This window comes from Rhodococcus sp. MTM3W5.2, from assembly GCF_001984015.1.
GTDB lineage: Bacteria > Actinomycetota > Actinomycetes > Mycobacteriales > Mycobacteriaceae > Rhodococcus_G > Rhodococcus_G oryzae.
In genome coordinates this window covers 275,444-297,098 of record NZ_CP019572.1, presented here as the reverse complement: position 1 = coordinate 297,098, position 21,655 = coordinate 275,444, and the positions used below count along the sequence as shown (strand labels likewise).

19 protein-coding genes are annotated in these 21,655 nt (G+C 68.0%); 5 read left to right on the top strand and 14 right to left on the bottom strand.

The features are described from left to right. Window positions 1–657 precede the first annotated feature (657 nt). Window positions 658–1,536, top strand: coding sequence for a nucleotidyl transferase AbiEii/AbiGii toxin family protein (locus tag BTZ20_RS01375; protein ID WP_189636562.1), 879 nt, complete (start codon window positions 658–660; stop codon window positions 1,534–1,536). Between the two features lie 385 nt (window positions 1,537–1,921). Here BTZ20_RS01375 and BTZ20_RS01365 read toward each other — a convergent pair whose 3' ends face one another. Both BTZ20_RS01365 and BTZ20_RS01360 read right to left on the bottom strand, forming a co-directional pair. Then, entirely contained in the window at window positions 1,922–2,464 is a 543-nt protein-coding gene (locus BTZ20_RS01365) for a hypothetical protein (RefSeq protein WP_223263566.1), read from the bottom strand. A 363-nt stretch (window positions 2,465–2,827) separates the two neighbouring features. Further along, window positions 2,828–4,888 (bottom strand): hypothetical protein, encoded by a 2,061-nt coding sequence (locus tag BTZ20_RS01360; protein WP_145982156.1) that lies wholly within the window; start codon window positions 4,886–4,888, stop codon window positions 2,828–2,830. Between the two features lie 442 nt (window positions 4,889–5,330). Between BTZ20_RS01360 and BTZ20_RS01355 the strand changes: the two genes are divergently transcribed. Further along, window positions 5,331–5,876: a transposase gene (locus BTZ20_RS01355; protein WP_223263565.1), complete on the top strand. Its 546-nt coding sequence runs from the start codon at window positions 5,331–5,333 to the stop codon at window positions 5,874–5,876. Between the two features lie 882 nt (window positions 5,877–6,758). Here BTZ20_RS01355 and BTZ20_RS01350 read toward each other — a convergent pair. The 4 genes from BTZ20_RS01350 to BTZ20_RS01335 form a co-directional block, all read right to left on the bottom strand. Further along, window positions 6,759–7,931 (bottom strand): acyl-CoA dehydrogenase family protein, encoded by a 1,173-nt coding sequence (locus tag BTZ20_RS01350; RefSeq protein ID WP_077040104.1) that lies wholly within the window; start codon window positions 7,929–7,931, stop codon window positions 6,759–6,761. Between the two features lie 45 nt (window positions 7,932–7,976). Then, entirely contained in the window at window positions 7,977–8,831 is an 855-nt protein-coding gene (locus BTZ20_RS01345; RefSeq protein ID WP_077040103.1) for a hypothetical protein, read from the bottom strand. 6 nt (window positions 8,832–8,837) lie between these two features. Further along, window positions 8,838–9,491, bottom strand: a complete 654-nt coding sequence (locus BTZ20_RS01340) for a peptidase S1 family protein (protein WP_077043389.1) — start codon at window positions 9,489–9,491, stop codon at window positions 8,838–8,840. 83 nt (window positions 9,492–9,574) lie between these two features. Continuing rightward, entirely contained in the window at window positions 9,575–10,297 is a 723-nt protein-coding gene (locus tag BTZ20_RS01335; protein ID WP_077040102.1) for a TetR/AcrR family transcriptional regulator, read from the bottom strand. 91 nt (window positions 10,298–10,388) lie between these two features. Between BTZ20_RS01335 and BTZ20_RS01330 the strand changes: the two genes are divergently transcribed. Next, entirely contained in the window at window positions 10,389–11,963 is a 1,575-nt protein-coding gene (locus tag BTZ20_RS01330) for an MFS transporter (RefSeq protein WP_077040101.1), read from the top strand. A gap of 15 nt (window positions 11,964–11,978) precedes the next feature. Here BTZ20_RS01330 and BTZ20_RS01325 read toward each other — a convergent pair whose 3' ends face one another. Both BTZ20_RS01325 and BTZ20_RS01320 read right to left on the bottom strand, forming a co-directional pair. Continuing rightward, on the bottom strand, window positions 11,979–12,830 hold the full coding sequence (locus BTZ20_RS01325) for a siderophore-interacting protein (protein WP_077040100.1): 852 nt from the start codon (window positions 12,828–12,830) through the stop codon (window positions 11,979–11,981). A 157-nt stretch (window positions 12,831–12,987) separates the two neighbouring features. Then, window positions 12,988–14,283, bottom strand: a complete 1,296-nt coding sequence (locus tag BTZ20_RS01320; RefSeq protein WP_411269133.1) for an Nramp family divalent metal transporter — start codon at window positions 14,281–14,283, stop codon at window positions 12,988–12,990. A 149-nt stretch (window positions 14,284–14,432) separates the two neighbouring features. On the opposite strand from BTZ20_RS01320, the gene BTZ20_RS01315 reads away from it, so the two are divergent. Then, window positions 14,433–15,344, top strand: a complete 912-nt coding sequence (locus tag BTZ20_RS01315; RefSeq protein WP_077040098.1) for an AurF N-oxygenase family protein — start codon at window positions 14,433–14,435, stop codon at window positions 15,342–15,344. A 69-nt stretch (window positions 15,345–15,413) separates the two neighbouring features. Beyond that, entirely contained in the window at window positions 15,414–17,117 is a 1,704-nt protein-coding gene (locus BTZ20_RS01310; RefSeq protein WP_077040097.1) for an FAD-dependent oxidoreductase, read from the top strand. Window positions 17,118–17,139: 22 nt separating this feature from the next. On the opposite strand, the gene BTZ20_RS01305 is transcribed toward BTZ20_RS01310, so the two are convergent. From BTZ20_RS01305 to BTZ20_RS01285, 6 genes are all read right to left on the bottom strand, one after another. Continuing rightward, window positions 17,140–17,856 (bottom strand): phosphatase PAP2 family protein, encoded by a 717-nt coding sequence (locus BTZ20_RS01305; protein WP_077040096.1) that lies wholly within the window; start codon window positions 17,854–17,856, stop codon window positions 17,140–17,142. A 129-nt stretch (window positions 17,857–17,985) separates the two neighbouring features. Further along, window positions 17,986–18,747, bottom strand: a complete 762-nt coding sequence (locus BTZ20_RS01300; protein WP_077040095.1) for an SDR family NAD(P)-dependent oxidoreductase — start codon at window positions 18,745–18,747, stop codon at window positions 17,986–17,988. A 34-nt stretch (window positions 18,748–18,781) separates the two neighbouring features. Further along, window positions 18,782–19,564, bottom strand: a complete 783-nt coding sequence (locus BTZ20_RS01295; RefSeq protein WP_077040094.1) for an SDR family oxidoreductase — start codon at window positions 19,562–19,564, stop codon at window positions 18,782–18,784. 5 nt (window positions 19,565–19,569) lie between these two features. After that, window positions 19,570–20,388 (bottom strand): MaoC/PaaZ C-terminal domain-containing protein, encoded by an 819-nt coding sequence (locus BTZ20_RS01290; protein ID WP_077040093.1) that lies wholly within the window; start codon window positions 20,386–20,388, stop codon window positions 19,570–19,572. Beyond that, entirely contained in the window at window positions 20,388–20,537 is a 150-nt protein-coding gene (locus BTZ20_RS27045; protein WP_189636708.1) for a hypothetical protein, read from the bottom strand. Before BTZ20_RS27045 ends, BTZ20_RS01290 begins: the two co-directional genes overlap by 1 nt. Beyond that, window positions 20,534–21,649 (bottom strand): acyl-CoA dehydrogenase family protein, encoded by a 1,116-nt coding sequence (locus tag BTZ20_RS01285; protein WP_077040092.1) that lies wholly within the window; start codon window positions 21,647–21,649, stop codon window positions 20,534–20,536. Before BTZ20_RS01285 ends, BTZ20_RS27045 begins: the two co-directional genes overlap by 4 nt. Window positions 21,650–21,655: the final 6 nt, after the last annotated feature.

The window sequence follows — 21,655 nt, the reverse complement described above, 5'->3', positions numbered from 1 at the left end:
CCGCATCTCGAGCGCACAAGCGTGGTGAACTGATCGCGGTCCGGAAGGGCCTCTACTTCAAAGGTCGGCGATCGCGGTACGGGGTTGTCCCCCAACCAACGAGGCCATCGCGACGGAAGTCCTGCGTCGATACGCTGGCGTAGGCCCCACAGGGCACAGTGCCGCGCGAGCGTTCGGCCTGACGACGCAGGTCCCGGCTAAGCCGAGCCTGGTCGTGGCTGGGCCGCCGCCCACCGCTGTCCCCGGAGTGCGACTGTCACAGCGCAACAACACACTGCGACGGCAGCTCAACTCGCTCGAGATTGCCCTCGTCGAACTCCTCCGCAGCTGGGAGCCCTACGTCGAAGGCGGCTGGCCACAATTGGAGTCGGTCGTGCGCAGGGCAAATATCGAGAGGCGAGTCCGGATGGACCGTGTGGCGAAGGTGGTCGCTGGAGAGAAGTCTCCATCGGCGCGCACGAACCTCTCGCGTCTCCAATCCAGCCTCGAGCCGTCAGGTACACGGCAACAGTCGACCATTGGTTCGCGCGCAACCCCATCGGCGAGAACGTGAGCGCGCGGCGGCTACGTGAGTCGCCCGACGACCTGGATGGGCTTGTGGCCCTAACAGCGGACGCACGCGGAATAAGCCAGGCCTTCGTGGAAAAGGACTTCTGGGTGACGGAAGTCCTGCGTGCGGCCGTCGCCGCAGGCGGGGAGAACGCGGTACCCGTTGAACTCGTCTTCAAAGGCGGCACCAGCCTGAGCCGCGTTTTCGGAATCATCGAACGGTTCTCGGAAGACGTGGACCTCCTGCTGCACTTCCCTACGGGCACTTCGAATGGGCAGAGAGATCGAACCCTCAAACGCGTGCGTGACGTGGTCGCAGCGCACCTGAATCTGTCAAAAACGCACGTCGAAGCGATCACCTCAACAACAGGCGTCAAGCGCAACGTCCGCTACCTCTACCCATCACGACGCAACTCCGCGCATCTCAAGGAGGGTGTGGTGTTGGAAATGGGGTGTCGCGGCGGCAACCATCCCATCGCCGAGTACACCCTTCGGTCGATGGTTGCCGAACACGCGACAGACACCCTTGGCGAGGCCACCGACCAATGGGAGGAGTTCAGCGGATTTCCCGTGATGGTGCTCCGCCCGGAGCGGACTTTGCTTGAAAAGCTGGCACTGCTCCATGACGCCTCCACCCGATTCCCGGATGACAAGGCACGTAGTCGCATCCTCACCGGCGGGCGGCATCTCTACGACATCCATCAACTACTCACCAACGAAGGCGTCCTCACCGCTCTGAGGAGCCAAGGGCCCTCCGGAATCTCCGCCCTGATGAAGGACATCGACGAGCACAGCAAACAATCCGACTTCTCCTACACACCGAGGCCCGGTGCAGGGTTCGGCGAAAGTCCATTCGTCACACCGAGCGGTGACCTCGAGGCGGACCTCCATCAGTCGTATGCCGGGGCCGCCGCTCTGGTGTATGGGTCGATACCAAGTCTTGAGCAATGCCTCAACGCCATCCGTGAGCAACGGCACCTGCTGTAGCCCCTCGCAACTCGGGTCGTGCAGGGAAGGCGTCGGTGGCGCATTCAACCAGCGCGATGCACATGCTGCCAGCGAACCGGCCCCGGTAGATGATGCCGTCGAGGTTATCGTGGACGCGGTGGACGGTCCGTGCCAAGTGGCAGGGTGCGGCCATGGGCGGCCAAGTCGAGGGCGTGGTTGCCGCCGACGCGGGTCGTTCACGCGCGGCCACCGATGCCGGAGACGTCGAGCAACCGGACTAGCCGCTGGAAGCGCAGCCCGGTCAGGTAAGGGTCGCCGGTGCGATGAACACGTCACGCGGGTTCGTTGGAATGCCCTGCCTCAAGACGCCCGGTGCGGTATCCCGCAGTGCGAGGGCAGTGACCGCCCTTGGCGCTGGCACCGCCTACGCCGATTCCCAGCCTGCGGCGGTGATCACGTCGGCGGCGGCCACGATGTCCGAGGCGGACCCTGCACTTCTCGTCAGCCACGCCACGATCGACACCGGGCGGCCCTCTACGGTCAGGGACGGCTGCGGCTCGGTGAGCAGCGCCTGCACAGTCAGCGGATGCAGCTCCTTGCCCAGCGGCGGCAGCACCTGATCGAGGTACGGGACCCCGCCGGACGCGGTGAACTGGGCGGGCGGCAGCAGCCGGTGACGGCCCGACGTGAACGCCCACAGGCTGCCCTCGGTCAGGCGTTGGCGGACGCGGGCGGTGGTGACCCCGAGGCGCTCGGCGGCGTCGGCGACCGACAGGGAGCTGTGGACCAGGTCCTGCATGCGGATGTCGCGGTCCACTCGCGCTGCGGTCGCGGCGGCGGGGTCGGTGACGAATCCGGCCTCGGTGAGCATTGCGGCGTCGTGCTCCGACAGGGCTAGCCCCGCCGGGTCCTTCACGGAGAGTCTGTGGACGATCTGCGCGAAGAACTCGCGGGTCGAGGTTGGCACCGGTCACCTCCCGGACCGCCGCCTCAAAGTCCAGGTCACCGTGCAGGTAGCGGTCTTCCACGCTCCTCATCGATTCCCCCAACCGTCACGTTCTTGCGCTCATCCTCGTGCGCAATTCGATGCTAGCCTGCAGCGGAGTGGGCAGCAGCTATACCTAACGCAGTCCACTCCGGGTACCGACCAATCAGGCTCCGTTCAACCGGCCCCCGAAAAACGATCGGCAACTATGTCCCCGCGCGCTACGGCTTCCGCCGTACCGCTTGTCCTAGCCAACGGCGCAGGACCGTTGCCCGTCGGTGGGTTCGTTCATCGTCTCGATTGGTCGAGCAGGATGGACGGCTCCGTCACACCGACAAGCTGCTTCTACGGTGCCCAGAGCCCCGTCACTGCTGCGGCAAGTACTTCGCCTCGCGCCATCGCCGCTTCGAGATCAACTGGTTTCATCGACGGTGCGTCAGTGAAACTGCCTACTACCAGCGCCAACACCCCACTTCGATGTTGGCGGACCCCTTGGTGCCACTCGTCGTTCGGTAAGAATGACTGAAACAGCAGTTTGCGGTTGCGTCCCGACTGGTCACGTCCGGCGTAGATCAACGCACGTGTTGGCCACAGAACGTATCCCCAGTCCTCGAGCAGCGGGAGCGGTCCCTGCTCGAAACTCCGAAAGTTGCAGAATCCTTCCGCAGTGAGCTTTCGAAGCACGGCATCAGTGCGTTGCTGATCAACACGGCCCGACATGTTCGGTGGCCGCGGGGATTTGAGATCGACTATCAGCGCGGGCAAGTCCACAATCGTGCCGAGTCGAAGTCGAGGCCGCCCAGCAAACTCAACAATCTCACGGATGTTTGCCAGTGCGTTGACTGCGGCAACATCCGCATCGAGAACGGACTTCAGTGCGCCGCCGACAGTGTCGGCCGCCTGGCCGCCTCCACGGACCGTTGCGCGCCCCTTAATCGTCGAGCCTTGGTTGCTACTGGTCGGACGGCGAGCGCCGGGGACGTGCAACTTCGGCAAAGTCGCCACACTGGTACGCCACTGCTCCAGACGATTCGGCGGATAGGTCTCGAGCAGTAGCTCTTTGGTGACGTCTCGCGGTGGCAAGATCGCCGCCCCGAGGAGAACGCCGCGCATCTGATCGATCGTTGATCGGTACCCCTCGGCGCCCTCGAGGAAGGCTGCGATCGCATCAAGTTCATCGGAAAAATGGATGCCGTCGTACAGCAGATCTTGCCGAAACCTCATATAGTCAACGAACTCGTCCGCTCCACGCAGGGTCTTGGCTAGGAGAATGAGGTCCATCACGGAGAAAGCCGGCGCGTGGGACCGCCCTGCGCGGATCATGTCGAGAGCGGCCGCATTTCGGATACCGCCGCTATAGTCGTGCAATGTGACAACGAGTCCGTAGACGCGGCGGTCGGACTGCAGCTGTAGTTCTTTTCCATCCGAGATCAGCGGAGTCCCGGAATTGAGAGCCCAGACTCGCTTGTCTGCCTGATCAATCGCCTCGGCGATCTGCGCGACGAAGTTTCGTTCGGCAGTGTGGGGGTCACGGGAATCGGACCGGGACTTCGCTTCTCCCACGAATAGGGTCGATGAATCTGTTACCGCGAAGTCAATCTCGCCGGGGTTCCCGTCCTCGACGTACACCGTTACTCCCCCGTCGATTGCTTGAAATCCAGCGCCCGCGAGGTCCGTGAGCAGTCGTGCACATGCGCACTCAAAGGCGGCCGACATCCGTTGTTGCCCTAGTCGCCTGACGAGATGCGCGAACACTGTGATGTGGAAACGGGTGTTCAACGATTGCAGGCCTGCGGGTATCACGGACTCACCGATGCGAACGAATGGCCGCATAGTGAGATCGAGGGTTGCCATCAGCTCAATGAACGGCTTCCCTGCCAGCTCTCCTGCGGTGACCGAACAGTCGCGGGCGATCTCCCGCAATGCCGGCGACATAGGAGGGCTGCACGTTGACAGTTCGGAACAGTATCCTGCGGCGTCAAAATGTTGGAGATAGTGGGCGAACTCCTCGACCAGTCGCGGCGGACTGGCGCAGACGTCTGCACACTCGAGGATTGCGCTGGTGGCAGCGAGCGTCGCCCATCGGAAGTGCGTGATTATCGGCATCATCCGCGACGTCATCGATGATTGCGGGTAGTACTGAAAGCTCAGCGCACCGCTGCCTGCGCCACCGCTGTTCAACAGGCCTCGCAGCTCCTCGACCGCCAACCATTGCACGACGAGAGCGCAGAATCTCGCAAAGAAGGCGCCCTTTGGGGCACTCGGGTCGCCCCCTGAGACTCCGACGATCCACAACACTCGCTCGAGGCCGACCTGCTTGAGCATGGCGGATCCACGAATCGCAAAGGCAGTATCGCAGCACCGCTGAAATTCATCAACCGTTGCCGGATTGATCTTCTGCAGCACTATCTCAATCGCGGTTGCGAGTCTCAAGTGCTCTGACTCGACCGCCGAGAGAATCTCCGAACCTTTCCGCTCACGGATCCGAGACGAGAGCTCTTCGAATTGAGACGCGTTACTGAGCTCGTCGAGCCAGCCGAGCAGCTCTACCGCTTGGCGCCCCGCAACCGATCCACGGAACTGGCAGTCTAGATACTGAACTAGGTAGCTGTACGTCTCGTACTGTGCAGCCATAGGTATGACGCCCCCTTATCCACCACACACGATCACCGCATCACCAGTGTGTTGCGTACCAACACGACGGCTACTGGCACGAAGTTAGTCCGAGTTGCACTGAAACAGCAACGCACAGTCCACAACTGTACGTTTGACCGTTTGAAAGTACCTGGAATCGTTTGATGAGCTGCCCATTCGGCCGCGGGTCCTCGCCGACGCCGCGGGCGCGATCATGTGGGACGTTAGCGTCGACTCCACCATCGCGTGGGCTCACCAGCACGCCGCCGGTGCCCGCCGCGATGACATGTCACAGTCCGAACCGCCCGGCGGGGTTGAGACCGAGCCCGCAGACCACGAGTTGGGACGCTCCCACGGAGGGTGGACCACTGAGACCCATCTGGCCTGCGAACAAGGCCGCAAGCCACTGTCGATTGTGGTCACCGCAGGTCAGCGTGGTGACAGTGCGCAGTTCGTCGCGGTTCTCGACGTGATCTGCGTGCCCCGACCTGGCCCAGGCCGGCCCCAGACCCGACCAGATGCGGTGCTCGCTGACAAGGCATACAGTTCCGCCGCGAACCGCGCCTACCTCCGCACACGCGGAATCCGCGCGACCATCTCAGGCAAGACCGACCAGGCTGTCAACCGGAAGAGGAGAGGCTCATCCGGTGGTCGGCCGCCAGCGTCGACACCGAGCACTACAAGCAGCGCCACACCGTCGAGTGAGGCATCAACCAGCTCAAGCAAAACCGTTCTGTGGCGACCAGATACGACAAACTAGCCGTCCGCCACACCGCCGCCGTCTGTATTGCAGCCATCAACCAATGGCTTCGGGTCACCGACTTATGAAACACGCCCCAGCGTGAAACTCATTTGGGGAAATGCAATCTGCTTCCACTGCACGCCTGGATGAATGATTCGACTATTCGCTTCCGCGATGCTCCGCCAGGACACACCGTCTATCCCAGTTGTGGTCGACAAACTGGCCGGATGGCGTATGCGTACATAGCAGGCGCAACCGATTGGAACGAGCGAAACGACTTCATCCCGGGGAGTCATTCGATCGAGAATCCAGCTCGTGGCCGGCACGGAAGGTGTGGAGGTCGATGCGCTCGGCGTGAGATCAGCACTAGTCGTTGGGCGTGGTGCTGTTCCGCGTGGGTTGTGGTGGGCGACGCGGTTGCCGGCACATCCGGTGAGTGCGCACTAGCTGTGCAAAACTCGCGGGGTCCCGCGAATCCCGTTGCCGTGGACATGCCTCCACGGGCTTCCGTTCTGCGTGCGGCTCGGGGAGGTTCATATTCTGCCGCCGCCATCCTCGACAAAGGCGCGCGGTGGGTGCATCTATCGGGCGGTCAGGCGAGACGTCGCGTTGCTCGCCACCCACACGACTCGCGTCAGGAAAACCACGAGAGTTTGAAAGCAGGCCTCGAACTTCTTCGCGCACGGTGGATGTGCGCCACGATGCGTGGGAGATCGCGAGATGGCGCTAAGACCAATCCCCTCGGGTCATCGCACCTTGGGCAATCTGAGCCGGGAAGGCCATGGAGATGGGCTGAGACACCATCCAGCGCGGATAACGGTGTCCATGTCCGGCTCCGCTCGCCTCACGGCCCCCTGAATCAGCGTGCGCGTCCACGAGGGCGAGCACAAGGCGCCGCGGCTATCGGAACGCCGACTCGCCCGTCAAGGCCTGACCGATCACCAGTTGGTGCATCTCGGACGTGCCCTCGTAGGTGAGCACCGACTCCAGGTTGTTGGCGTGCCGCAGCACCGGGTACTCGAGGGTGATGCCGTTGGCGCCGAGGATGGTCCGGCATTCGCGGGCGATGGCGAGGGCCTCGCGGACGCTGTTGAGCTTGCCGAGGCTCACCTGCTCCGCCCTCAACTCGTGGCGATCCTTGAGCCGCCCCAGGTGCAGCGCCAGCAGCTGGCCCTTCCCGAGCTCGAGCGCCATGTCGGCGAGCTTCGCCTGGGTCAGCTGGAACGCGGCCAGCGGCTTGTCGAAGACCTCGCGGCTGCGGGCGTAGTCGATCGCGGTCTCCAGACAGTCGCGAGCCGCGCCGAGCGCACCGAAGACGATGCCGAACCGGGCCTCGCCGAGGCAGCTCAACGGTCCCGACAACCCACGTGCCTCGGGCAGCATCGCCGATTCGGGCAGCCGCACGTCCTCCAGCACGAGCTCCGCGGTGACCGAGGCCCGCAGCGACAGCTTGTGTTTGATCTCGGGCGCGGAGAATCCGGGGCTGTCGGCGGGGACCAGGAACCCACGGATGCCGTCGTCGGTGCGCGCCCACACCACGGCGACATCGGCGACCGATCCGTTCGTGATCCACATCTTGGTGCCGCTGAGCACCCAGTCGCCGCGGTCCCGCCGGGCGGAAGTACGCATTCCGGCTGGGTTGGAGCCGAAGTCGGGTTCGGTCAGCCCGAAGCAACCGAGGGCCTCGCCCGCAGCCATCCTGGGCAACCACTGCTGCTTCTGCTCCTCCGAGCCGAAGCGGTGGATGGCGAACATCGCCAGCGACCCCTGCACGGACACCAGGCTCCGGATCCCCGAGTCGACCGCCTCGAGCTCCAGGCAGGCCAGCCCATAGGCCGTCGCACTCATCCCTGCACAGCCGTACCCCTCGAGGTGCATGCCGAGCAGCCCCATCCCGCCGAGCTCGGCCGCGAGCTCACGCGCGGGCAGCGTACCCGCCTCGAACCATCCCGCGACGTGCGGCCGGATCCGTTCCGCGGCGAACCGGCGGGTGGTGTCCCGGACCGCCAGCTCCTCCTCGTCGAGCAGCGAGTCGAGCGAGAACAGCTGGGAGACGCTCTGGGGCACGGGCATCGAGTTACCTCCGCTGCGATCAGGCGCCCGACGGCGCTGGTTCGATCAGGCGCCGTCGGCGCCGAGCGCGGCCAGCGTGCTCTGCGCCTCGGCGAGCTGCCTGCTCAGTTCCTCCACCCGCTTGGCGGCGGCATCGCGGGCCGCGCTGAGCACGGACGCGACCGCCTGTTCCGCTGCGGGATCACCGAGCTCGCGCACCGCGCGCTCCACCGCGTCGGCCGACACGGGTGCCGCGCGGCCAGGGCGACGCTCACCGTGGGTCACGGTGACCGTCCACTCGTTGCCCGCCTCGGCGTGCAGGGTGACGCTCACGCTCGCCGGATCCTTCGGCCTGCGTGCACGTTTCGCCTGTGCGGCGGCCGGTCCGTCCGTGTGCGCCGTCTCCGGCTTCGGCACCAGCGTCATCGATGCGGGGGTCTTCGGTGCGGTCACGGGTGCCTTCGGTCGGGTCGGGGTGGTTGCGGGTGCCGCGGGCCCGGCCGGGGTCGACTCGACGGCGGCCTTCGCCGGGACTACGGCCTTCACAGGCCGCGCTGTCGCCGGTGCGGCCTTGGCGGGCGCGACCTTCGCCGGTGCGGTCTTCGCCGGTGCGGTCTTCGCGGAAGCAGCCTTGGCCGGTACAGCCTTGGCGCCCTTCGCCTTTGCCTGTACCGGCGGAATCCGGGTGAACCGGAGCTCGTCGGCCTCGAACGGCAACTCGTCGTTGACGCCCTTCGGCCGCAACATCAGCGTGGTGCCCTGTACGGAGAGCACCCGAGCGGAACAGCCCGCGGCCAGGTTCAGGCTCGGCGTGGGTTCGATCAGATAGACGGTGGCGCGCTTACCCTCGGCGAGTGCCTCGGTCAGCTCGATCAGGTTCTGTGCGGTGAGGCCGTCGCCGCTTCGCTTACGTGGTGGCATTCCGGGTTAGATCGGGCGGAAGCCCGCGCCAACGCCACCCTTGGCGTTGATGTCGGCCATGACCACATCGATATTGGTGCCGAGTTCCGGTCCGATGCATGCGAATCCCACGTAGGCGTTGACCATGCCGACCAGGGTAGTGCCACGCACAACCGGGCTTCCGGAGTCACCCTCGATAACGCACATCTGGGTCCACGTCTCGTTCGTCTGGACCAGGTCACCCCACGTGATACCGCAGGTGTTGCCGGTGCGCAGGCCTTCCTTGCACACGATGTCCGGGAAGTTGGCCGGTGCGCCGATGCCGGTGATGGTGACGCCACCGACCCGGTTGACCGGGGTCACCTTGGCCGGGTTGAACTCGATCACCGCGTAGTCCCACTGGGTGCTCTTGCTGACCATGTGGCCGACGATGCCGGCTTCCTCGTTGTGCGAGGACGTGATTGCCATGCCCGGCTCACCACAGTGGCCTGCCGTGATACCGACCAGTCGACCCGCTCCGTCGTGCCCGATGGTGGTCAGCGTGCACATGGCCTCACCGCCCACGATGATCCCGGATCCACCTCCCAGCACCGCTGGACCGGCGGCCGCCGCGGGACCGACACCGACGAGGGCAACCATGGCCGCTGCCATGGCGAATAGCACTGCGAGTCTTTTCAACATCGTCTGTCCCCTCCGGACGTCTGTCGTCGTCATGTCTCGGCCCCATCTCACCATTGATGATCGACTGGTTTGTCGGCTGGGCCTCACGATCGAACCGTGGGGTGCCTTCGATCATAGATCCGCGACAGCGTCGGCACCCAGCCTTTAGAGGGGGAGGATTGCCCAGCCGATGCGCGGGCCGCCAGGAAGTCGTCGACGATCCGCGCGCAGGCCTCCGGACCTAACGGTCGCAGCGTCGCGAGTTTGGTGAACACCAACGGCCCGAGGAGCTGCGCCAGGGCCAACTCGTAGTCGGTGTCCCCGAGCAGCATCCTGGCCTCCGCACTCGCGAAGATCCGGTCGAACGGCGTCCGGTACTGCTCGGCGATCTGGCTGCGCAGCGACCGCAGCTCCGGGCGATCGGCAGCGCCCCCGCCCTCCCGAGCGGCACGTTCGTCGAGGCCGGGCCCCATTCCCAGCCAGCACAGCGCGGTCAGCTGCATCGGTGCGGCCTCGATCAGCCGCGCCTGGTCCGTGAGCAGTGCGATGAGCTGCCCCCGCAGGTCACCGTCCTCCGGCACCGTCGCGGCCGGTGGGATCAGCCGACCGAACGCGGCCGCGACCAGTTCGGTTCCGCTGTCGAAGTGCCGGTACAGCGTCGCGCGGGCCACCCTCGCCGCCCTGGTCACCGCGTCGATGGTGACTGCCTCGGTGCCACCCTTGGCCAACAACGCGGTGGCCGCGTCGAGCAGTCGCGCCCGCGAGCGGACCTTGCGCGGGTCCTCGCGGGAATCGGTTTCGGCCGCCTCGGCGGGCTCGTCGCCCATGTCACCTCCATTGACCGCAGGTATGCGGGGTTGTGGAACCATCGGTCTTCAAACGATACTGACAGTCTTGTTTTCTCCCCCGGAGGCGCTGATGAACCGTCCGACCGAGTCCGCCAAGGCCAAGATGTCCTTACGAGAAGTATGGACGCTGACGGTGGTGTGCTCGGCGGTGGCGATGGTCATCGCCGCGGCCGCCGGGCTGAACTCGGCGCTGCCCGCCCTCGCGCTGGACACCGGCGCCACCCAGAGCGAACTGACCTGGATCGTCGACGGCTACACCCTGACGCTGGCCGCGCTGCTGCTGCCGGCAGGGGCACTCGGTGACCGGTACGGCCGTCGCGGGGTGTTGCTGGTCGGGCTGCTGATCTTCGCGGCGGCCTCCGCGCTGCCGATCTGGCTCGACTCCCCGCAATGGCTGATCGGCTCGCGGGCGATCGCGGGAATCGGCGCGGCGCTGGTGATGCCCTCGACCCTGTCCCTGCTGACCGCGAGCTTCCCGCCCGAGCAGCGTTCCCGCGGCGTCGCGATCTGGGCGGGTGTCGCGGCGTCGGGCGGGATCGCCGGACTGTTGGTCTCCGGCCTGCTGCTCGAGAAATGGCAGTGGCAGTCGATCTTCGTCGGGTTCGCCGCGGCCGCGGTAGCCCTGTTCGCGATCGCGTGGACGGTGCCGTCGTCGCGGGAAGAGGACTCGCCCCCGTTCGACCTCCTCGGCGCGGTACTCGCCGTCGCGGCCGTCGGACTGGTCGTGCTCGGCCTGCTCGAGGGTCCGGCCCGCGGCTGGCTCGACCCCCTGGTTCTGCTCGCGGTAGTCGGCGGACTGCTCGCGGCGGTCGCGTTCGCGGTCGTCGAGATGCGGCGCGCGCATCCGCTGCTCGACGTCCGACTGTTCGGCGTGCGCGGGTTCGGCGCGGGTGCGGCCTCGCTGACGCTGCAGTTCCTGGCCTCCTTCGGGCTGTTCTTCCTGGTCATCCAGTACATGCAGCTCGTGCTCGGCTACAGCCCGCTGCAGGCCGGAATCGCCCTGGCGCCCATGGTCGTTCCGATGGTCGCGGTCTCCGCGATCACGCCGTGGCTGATCCCGAGGGTTGGCCAGCGTGCGCTGGCCATGAGCGGACTGGGGCTGGCCGGCGTGGGCCTGATCCTGCTCGGCGGACTGGACGTCGACGGCGGGTACGGCCAGGCGGTGGTGGCGTTGCTGATGTTCAGCACCGGCCTCGGCCTGTGCTCGGCGCCGGCCACCACCTCGATCATGGAGAACACCCCGGACGACAAGCAGGGCGTCGCGTCCGCGGTCAACGACACCGCGCGCGAGGTCGGCGCGGCGATCGGCATCGCGGTGGCGGGCAGCCTGCTCGCCGCCACCTACGCCCGCGAGATCGCGCCCGCCGTCGCCGCGGTGCCCGAGGTCGCCAAGGATCCGGTCGGGGCGTCGCTCGCGTCGGCGCTCGAGGTCGCGAAACGTGCAGGCCCGCAAGGCGAGCAGCTCGCCGAGTTCGCTCGCGATGCCTTCATGGCGGGGATGTCGCACTCGTCGTATGTGCTGGCCGCGGTGATGCTGGTGTCGGCGGCGCTCGTCGGCGTCTGGGCGCCGGGGCGCGTGCGGCCCGCCGCAACCGACGCCGAGGCAACCGCCCCCAGCCTGGTCGCGGCGGCCGAACCCGAGTGATCGGGCGCGGACGCCCTAGTGGGCGTGCTCGTCGTCGTCCTCGTCGAAGTCCGCGACCCCGCGCTTCCAGTAGCCGGTGATCAGGCAGTCCGACGGCCCGAGCCCCAATTCGTCACGCGCCCAAGCCCGCAGAGGTCGCAGCGTGGTGGCCTCACCGGCGATCCAGGCGTAGGCCCGCTCGCCCGGCGGGACGGTGACCGTGCGCAGCGCCCTCTCGAGTACGTCCGCATGGCCTGCGGGGACGGGCCCCCGGTGCAGCCACCGCACCTCGACGTCGGCGGGCGCCGCCAGTTCGATCTCCTCGGACGCGTCCGCCACCTCGACGAAGGCCCAGCCGGCCGCGTCCCTCGGCAGCGCCTCGAGCCAGCGCGCGATCGCGGGCAACGCGGTGATGTCGCCCGCGAGGAGGTAGCGGTCGTAGCTCGGCGGGACCACCAGCCCTCCGGGCGGGCCCGCGACGTGCACCCGGGTTCCCGGCGTTGCCGCCGCCGCCCACGTCGAGGCGAATCCGCCCGGGTGCATGGCGAAGTCGATGTCGAGCTCACCCACGACCGGATCGTGCCTGCGGACGGTGTACTCCCGCGAGATGGGCAGCGGTCGAGGCCATTTCAGGCTCAGCCCGTCGCGCTCGGGCAGCCGCAGCGCGCCGTCGGCGTCCGGGAAGATCAGCCGAACGTGCTCATCGGGCACGTGGGTCTCGAAGCCGTCCAGGTCCGGTCCGCCCAGGGTCAGGCGCAGGAGCCCGGACCCGATCATCCGTGAGCTGAGCACTTCGAGCTCGCGCAGTCCGATCGGGTAGCGCACCTTCGCCCCGCTCGCCCCTGCGAGCACGACGGCTATCTGCTCGAGGTGAGCACCCCGGTTCATCCGAAGCTCTTCTCGATCACGTCGAGCGTGGCCATCACGCCGTCGCAGTCGGGCCGATAGCTACTCATGACTCTCCCGATGCGTCCGATTTGTTTGGTTAGGCTAATCAAATCAGACCCCCGCGGGCCGTGGTGGACCTACGTTTCGGGCGGGTGCGTCAGGCGCCGGTGACGGTGAGAACCAGCAGCGCGAGGTTCAGCGCGACGATGACGGCCGTCGCCGCCCAGGCCGCGACGGTGGTTCCGCGCCGGTTGAGGTGCTCGCCCATCAGCCCGCGCTCGGATGTCATCCGCACCAACGGCACGAGCGCGAACGGGATGCAGAAGCTCAGCACCACCTGACTGATCACCAACGACAGTGTCGGATCGGCGCCCATCGCGAGCACGACCAGTGCCGGGATGAGCACCAGGGTCCGGCGCAGCAGCATCGGGATCCGGAAGTGCAGCAGGCCCGACATGATCTCGGCACCGGCAGCACAACCGACCGAGGTGGACGCGAGACCCGAGGCAAGCAGGCCGATCGCGAAGATCACCGCGACCGCGGGGCCGAGGGCGCTGGAGATGGCGGCGTGCGCGCCCGCGATCGTGTCGGTGCCCTCGATCCCGCGCAGCGCGGACGCGGCCAGCAACAGCATGGCGATGTTGACCGAGCCGGCGACGATCAGCGCGCCCACGACGTCGATCTTGGTGGCCTTGAGCAACCGAGGCAGCCTGCCCGGCTCGATGTCGCGTCCGTGCCGGTCGCGCGCGAGCGCCGAGTGCAGGTAGATCGCGTGCGGCATCACGGTGGCGCCGAGCATGCTCGCCGCCAGCAGCACGGTCTCGGTGCCCTCGAAGCGCGGCACCAACCCGGCCAGCGCCTCGCCGCCCGACACGTCGGTGAACGCAAGTCCGCTGACGAAGCCGAGCGTGATGATCGCGAGCATGCTGATCACGACGAACTCGAAGGTCCGCTGGCCGCGACTCTGGGTGGCGAGGATCGCCATCGACACGACGCCGGTGATGAGGCCGCCGAGCGGCAGCGGCACCCCGAACAGCAGGTTGAGGGCGATGGCGCCGCCGATCACCTCGGCGAGGTCGGTGGCGACCGCGGCCAGTTCGGCCTGGACCCAGAATGCCTTGCGCTGGGCAGGGCGGAGTCGGTCGCCGAGCAGCTCCGGGAGCGAGCGCCCGGTGACCAAGCCCAGTTTCGCGGAGAGGTATTGCACCAGCACGGCCATCGCGTTGGCCAGCACCAGCACCCACACCAGCAGGTAGCCGTACTTGGCGCCCGCGGTCAGGTTCGAGGCGACGTTGCCCGGATCGACGTACGCGATCGCGGCGACGAATGCCGGCCCGGCCAGAGCGATGAGGCGGCCCTTGGCGGAGCCGGTAGCCCTGGGCGCGCGCTCCGGAGTCGTGACGCCGAGCTCCTCCACTGACAACGCCGTCCCCCTGTCGATCCGTGCATCCACCACTCTAGTTCGCTAGACCATATCAGGAAGTTTGGCGAGCCAAACTCTGATCTCCCTGGACGGCCGTCCGGTGACAGTTGTCACACCACGGGGGTAGATGTACAGTCGCAGTACCTGTTACTCGGTGTCACACAAATGGAGGACTGCCAATGACAACCGCGATGCCGCTGCAGCGCCCCGCGATCTCCGACCGCGAAGAGACGGCGAAGCGGTTGCTGGCGTCCTCCGCCCGCAAGTCCTACGACCCGATGATCGAGGTCGACTGGGAAGCCCCGGTACCGGACGACAAGTACGGCCTCACCCCCGAATGGAGCACCCTCTACGGCACCGCGCTGTGGGACGAGATGACCCTCGAGCAGAAGGTCGAGCTCACCAAGCACGAGGCGGCCAGCGTCTCCAGCGTCGGCCTGTGGTTCGAGATCCTGCTCATGCAGATGCTTCTGCGCGACGTCTACGGCCGCGACAAGCACTCCCGGCACGTGCAGTTCGCCCTCACCGAGGTCGCCGACGAGTGCCGCCACTCGGTGATGTTCGCCAGGGCGGGCGAGCGCTTCGGCATGCCCAGCTACGGCCCGCACCCCGTCATTCACAAGCTCGGCCGGATCTGGGGCGGATTCTTCAAGGGCGCCAACGCGTATGCCAGCGTGATGGCCGCCGAGGAGATCCTCGACATGATGCAGCGCGACTTCATGAAGGACGAGCGGGTGCAGCCCGTCACCCGCACGGTCAGCAAGATCCACGTCCTCGAGGAGGCCCGGCACATCCGCTTCGCCCGCGAGGAGGTCGGCCGCCGCCTACAGGGCGCGAGCTGGACCCGCCTGCAGATCGAGCGGCTCAACACCGCCGTCGTCGTCTACTTCGTGATGAAGTCGATGATCCGCAAGGACGTCTACGCGAACGCGGGCCTCGACCCCGAGCGCGCCATCGCCGCCGCCAAGACCAATCCGCACTACAAGGACAAGGTCCGCACGTCGGGCACCAAGCTCATGCAGTTCCTCGACAGCTCCGGCCTCGTCGGCGGCCCGTCCAAGCGCCTCTACAAGAGGGTCAACCTGCTCTGATCGCCGGTCGGCCGAACCCGACAGGCGACCCACCCCGCAGCCCAGCTCCCGCACCTAGGAACGACTCTCATGGCATACGTGATCACCCAGGCGTGCTGCAACGACGCCTCCTGCGTTGCGACCTGTCCGGTGAACTGCATTCACCCGACGCCGGACGAGGCGCAGTTCAGGACCACCGAGATGCTGTACATCGAGCCGGACACCTGCATCGACTGCGGGGCCTGCGTTGACGCCTGCCCGGTCGCCGCGATCTTCCCCGCGGACCAGTTGTCCGAGGCGGATGCGCGGTACGCGGAGATCAACGCGAACTACTACGAGAAGTACCCGCTGCAGGAGGGCTGGAGGCCCCTCGAGGCGACCGAGGCCAAGCGCGTCGATCTGGGCACCCTGCGCGTCGCCATCGTCGGTGCCGGGCCTGCCGCGTCGTATGCCGCCGAGCAACTCCTGGTGCACTCGGACGTCGAGGTCGAGGTGTTCGAGAAGCTGCCGACCCCGTGGGGGCTGATCCGCGCGGGTGTCGCGCCCGACCACCCCGGCACCAAGGTCATCACCGACGCGTTCGAGTGGACGGCAGCCAAGGACGGCTTCCAGTTCCACCTCAACGTCGAGGTGGGCAAGCACCTGAGCCACGACGAGTTGATGGCCAACCACCACGCGGTGATCTACGCAGTTGGCGCCTCCAGCGACCGCAGACTCGACATCCCGGGCGAGGACCTGCCCGGCAGCCACGCCGCCACCGAGTTCGTGGCCTGGTACAACGGCCACCCGGACTACGCCGATCGCGAGTTCGACCTGTCCGGCGAGCGCGCCGTCATCGTCGGCAACGGCAACGTCGCGATCGACGTGGCCCGCGTGCTCACCATGGATATCGCCGAGCTCGCCACGACCGATGTCGCCGATCACGCGCTGGAGGCCCTGCGCCACAGCAACATCCGCGAGGTGGTGCTGCTCGGGCGTCGCGGGCCCGCCCAGGCCGCGTATTCCACCCCCGAGTTCCTCGCCCTCGGTGAGCTCGAGAACGTCGACGTGGTGATCGACCCTGCCGAGCTCGAGCTCGACGAGCTCAGCGCCCGCCTGCTCGAGAGCGGCGAGTACGAACCGTCCACCGAGTTCAAGGTGCAGCTCGCCCGCGAGTTCGCCGAACGCGCGAGCACCCCCGGCCGCAAGCGGATCGTGTTCCGCTACCTGGCCTCGCCGACGGCGCTGCTCGGCACCGACCGTGTCGAGGCCGTCACCGTCGCACGCAACGAGCTGGTCGCAGGGACCGACGGTTCGCCGAGTGCCCGGCCGACCGCGGACTCCGAGGCGCTGGAGGCCTCCCTGGTGCTGCGCTCGATCGGCTACCGCGGGCGGCCGCTCGCGGGCGTCCCGTTCGACGAGCGCCGAGGGACGATCCCCAACGACAACGGCCGGGTGCTCGAGTCCGCAGGCGGTGCGCCCGTCGACGGCGTCTACGTCACCGGCTGGATCAAGCGTGGACCGTCGGGCGTGATCGGGACCAACAAGGCCTGCGCCAAGGAGACGGTCCGCGGGCTGCTCGAGGACTTCCAGTCCGGAAGCCTCAGCCGACCGGTCGGCAGCCGCAAGGACCTGACCAAGCTGGTCGCGCAGCGCCAGCCCGCCCGGATCGACTACCGCGGTTGGCAGGCGATCGACGCCGCCGAGCGCGCAGGCGGCGCCGCGTCCGGTCGGCCGCGCGTCAAGATCACCGATGTCGACGAGATGCTCGGTGTGGCCAGGGCCCGCCGCCGCCTCCCGCTGATCCGGCGCTGACCCGCAGGGGCGCCACGGGCCCTCAGTACCGGGGCTCGCCCGCCGGGACCCGGCCGCCGACGCCGACCCTCCGCAACAGGTGCGCGGTCACCGGGGTCAGCGCGATCGCGACCGCCACCGCGATCGACGCGCCGAACACCAGTCCCGCCGCCACGTCGTGCGGGTAGTGCACGCCGCTGACGACGCGCAGCATCGCGACCACGACCGCCGACGCGGCGGCGAGCACGCACAGCCACACCCGGCGCGCGGCGTAGGAGGCGAGCACCACCGCGGTCGCCAGCGCGGCGGCGATACCCGAGTGGTTGCTCGGGAACGACCAGTCCCCCATCGGCGGGCACTCGGCGAGCGCGTGCACCCCGGGGACCGCCGTGCACGGCCGCTCCTCGGTGACGACCGACTTCACCGCGAGTGTCGCGAGTGCCGACGCCGCCGCGCCCGCGCCGCCCGCGAGCCCGACCGCGAGGGTGTTGGTGTCGCCGCGACCCCACCACAGCGCCGCCGCGAGCATCGCCGCGAGCGCGAACAGCAGCGCCTCCGCCGCCAGTTCGGTGAGCGTGCCCATCTCGCTCGGCCACGTGCTGGTGACGGCATCGACCTGTCGGTACAGCGACGTCGAGGCGCCGAATACCGGGTTGGTGGCTACCTCGGACGGGCCGAACACCGCGAGGATCCCGGCGGCGAGGATCAGGGCGGCAACGGCGAGCGGCCAGTGCCGCGGTGGATGGAATCGATCGCGCATCCGCGCGAATCTACTGAGCGAAACTGGCAGGAAACTGAGAACGGCTGCTGGGCGACGGATATGTGAACAACACCCCAACGGGATCGGCAGGCCTTGGTGCCGTGGCGACCCGCGCGGATGACGCGGCGCCTACCCCCAGCGGGACTGACCACCGTCGAGCGGGATGGTGGCGCCGGTGAGGTAGCGCGCGTCCTCGCCCACCAGGAACACCACGGCCCTGCCGATGTCGGCCTCCGGCTCGCCGACGCGGCCGAGCGGGATGCCGGCGACGAACTCGGCGGCCTCCTCCGGGTTCTTGTTCATCCACCACTTCAGCGCGGGCGTGAGCGCATGCGGGGCAACGTTGTTCACCCGGATGCCGTCGCGGCCCCACTCGGACGCGGCGGCGCGGGTCAGCACCCGCATGCCCTCCTTGATGGAGCCGTACACGCCGTAACCGCCCGCGTCCCATCGGACCGCCGCGGAGGTCACCAGGTTGATGATCGAGCCGCCGCCGCGCGCGACCATGTGCGGATGACAGGCCTGCATCAGCCGCAGCGTCGCGAGCGGTCCGGAGGCAAACGCCCGCTCGAACTCCCCGTCCTTGACGTCGAGCAGCTTGCCGGGCATGGCGTCGTTGGCGTTGTTCACCAGGATGTCGACGCCGCCGAGTTCGGTGACGGTCCTGTCCACCGCTGCCGCGATGTCGTCGCTGTCGGAGACGTCGCAGCGCACGGGGATCGCGGTGCCGCCGAACTCACGGATCGCCGCGACCGTGGTGTCGAGCTTGGATTCGGTCCGTCCGGCCACTGCGATCGCGACGCCCTCCTTGGCGAGGGCGAACGAGATGCCCTGACCGATCCCCTGGCCCGCACCCGTGATCAGCGCGACCTTTCCCTCGAGAGTCCCCATGTGCTGTGCTCCGATCGTTGAGAGTGCGTGTGGCTCAGCCGAGCTCGGGATGGGTTGCAATGTAGCGCGCCGGGTACTCGCCGCCCCCGTGAACGGCGATGTCGGCCCCGTTCACATAGGACGACAGCGGACCGCCGAGGAACAGGCAGGCGCCTGCGATGTCTGCGGGCACCGCCATCCGGCCGATCGGCAGCGTCCGGGTGACCGCGGCTCCCCCGTCCTCGCCGTACACCGACGCGGCGGCCTCCGTGCGGATCAGCCCGGTGGTGATGTGGTTGACCCGGACCTTCGGCGCCCACTCGAGCGCCAGGGCCCTGGTCAGCACCAACAGTCCGCCCTTGGCAGCCGAGTACGCGGCGGTGCCGGGCTGCGGGTCGTGCGCGGAGACCGAGCCGATGTTGATGATCGACCCGCCCTCCTCCTGCGCCTGCATCAGCCGGTTCGCGGCCTGCGCAACGTAGAAGGGCGCCAACAGGTTCAACGCGACGATCTTCTCCACGAACCGGGGCGAGACCTCGGCCGCGTCCGCATCGGGCGAGCCTCCGGCGTTGTTGACCAGTACGTCCAGCCTGCCCATCGCCAGATGCGCGTCCTCGACCATCGCCCGGACCGCATCCGGGTCGCGCACATCGACGGACCTGAACTCGGCCCGGCGACCATCCGCCTCCGGTAGCGCATCCGGTTCGGTACGGGCGCACACCAGCACCCGCGCACCTGCGGCCAGGAACGTCTCGGCGACCACGCGCCCGATGCCCTTGGTACCGCCGGTCACCAGGACGGCGCGGCCGGTGAAGTCGGCGGGGTTGGCGAGACCCATCGCGGTCAGCCCGCGAACCGGGCGCGCGCCCCCGCGATCGCCACGGTGTCCGCGCCGACCTCGAATTCGACAGCGTGGCCGTCGCGCCAACCGCGCACGGGCAGGACCTGTCCGGGGAACACCGGGGCCGAGAACCGCCCCGACAGCTCCACCAGGTCGGCGGGGTGCGCACCGAGGGCGCGCGCCAGCGGCAACGTGCTCGCGGCCAGGGTGCACAGCCCCTGCAGGATCGGACGCGGCTGGCCGATGCGCTCGGCGGCCGCCGGGTCGATGTGAATGTGGTGGAGGTCGCCGGTCAGCCGGTAGAGCGCGGCCTGGTTCTCGAAGGTCGCCAGCTCCGTCGACAGGTTCGGCACGCCCTCCGGCGCCGGGGGCTTGGACGGGCCACGCTCGCCGCCGAAGCCGCCGTAACCGGGCGCGAACAGCGACCAGGTCGCCACGAAGTACTCGCACTCGACGCGCACCTCGAACACCGCGGCGGCGCCCTTGTCCCAGACCTCGCCCACGGAGGCGGTCAGGGTCAGCTCACCGCTGCGCGGCAGCGGCCTGAGCACCTTCAGGTCCTGCGACCCGTGCAGCGCGGTCTTGGTGTCGAAGGCGCCCCGTGAGCCCAGCTCGTCGGGGGCCCACTGCGCCAGGGTCAGCGCGAAGGTCGGCAGCACGCGCAGCCGGTCCTCGAACACCAGGTCCAGCTCGCTCGCGGCAGCACCGACTGCGAGCGCGTAGACGATCGCGTCCCGCTCGGTGTAGCCGACGGTCCTGGTGCCCAGGTCCGCGCCGCGCCAGCGGCCCGCGTTCGAGGTGTCGGTCTCGGTGGTGCTCATCAGGCTGCTCCCAGTATCAGTCCGCTGGTCGGCACAGCTGTTCCAGCCGTCACCAGCACGTTGTCCACTCTCGTCGCACCGTACTGATGGATGTGGTGCCGGGCGAACATCGCGACCCACTGGGCGGGAACCACCCTCACCGCGGTCATGCCCCCACCTCGATGCCCGATGCGAGGAGTGCGCCCAGACGAGCAAGGTCCGAGCTCGCGCCGCCGAGGGTGGCCGCGATCTGTTTGCCCCACAACAGGTGCCGGTGTACCGGATAGTCGGTGTCCACCCCCATGCCGCCGTGTACGTGGGTGGTCCGGTGCACCACGCGCTGACCGCCGTCGGTCGCCCACCACTTCGCGACCAGCACCGAGGTACCGGGATCCGCGCCCGCGGCGAGCAGCACCGCCGCCTGCCACAGGGTGACCCGCATGGCCTCGAGGTCGATGTAGCAGTCCGCGAGCTGGTGGCTCACGGCCTGAAAGGTCGCCAGCGGACGCCCGAACTGCTTGCGCTCGTTGAGGTAGGCGACGGCCTGGGACACCGCGCCGGAGCCGACACCGAGCTGGATCGCGGCCAGCGCGAGCTCGGTGCGGTCCAGCAGCCAGGAGACGGCGGTGCCGTCGGCCGGGCCGAGCAACTCCGCCGTGGCACCCGAGAACTCGATGTTGGCGCAGATCTCGTGGGTGGTGGACTGCGTCCGCACGACGCTCACGCCGTCGCCGGAGAGGTCGACGAGAAAGAGGGCGGCACCGGATCCGGTCGTCGCCGACACGACCGCCCGGTGCGCGAGGTGCGCCACCGGTACGGCGGCCTTCGCGCCGTCCAGCCGCCACACCCCGTCGGCGGACGAAGCGGCAGTGGTCTCGGGGTCGCCCGCGACGTAGGGCCCGAACTCCTCGAGACCGACGGTGAGGAAGGTGCTGCCATCCGCGACGCCTGGCACAAGCGCGGTGCGCTGATCCACGGTCCCGAACTCGGAAACAGCCAGCGCCGCAATGGCGGTCGGCCAGATCGGCACGGGCGCGACGTGGCGACCCTGCTGTTCGAGCAGTACATACAGCTCGGTGACCCCCATTCCCCCGCCGCCGAGATCCTCGGGCAGGGCGATGCCGAGCAGTCCGGTGACCGCCAGCTCACGCCAGAGGTCGCGGTCCACGCGGTCTTCGCTGCCCTCCACCTCCTTGACCCGGTCGATGCCCGCCTTGCTCGTGAAAACCTCGTCGGCGAGGGCGCGGATCGCCTCTTGCTCTTCGCTGAAGCCGAAGTCCATCAGTGC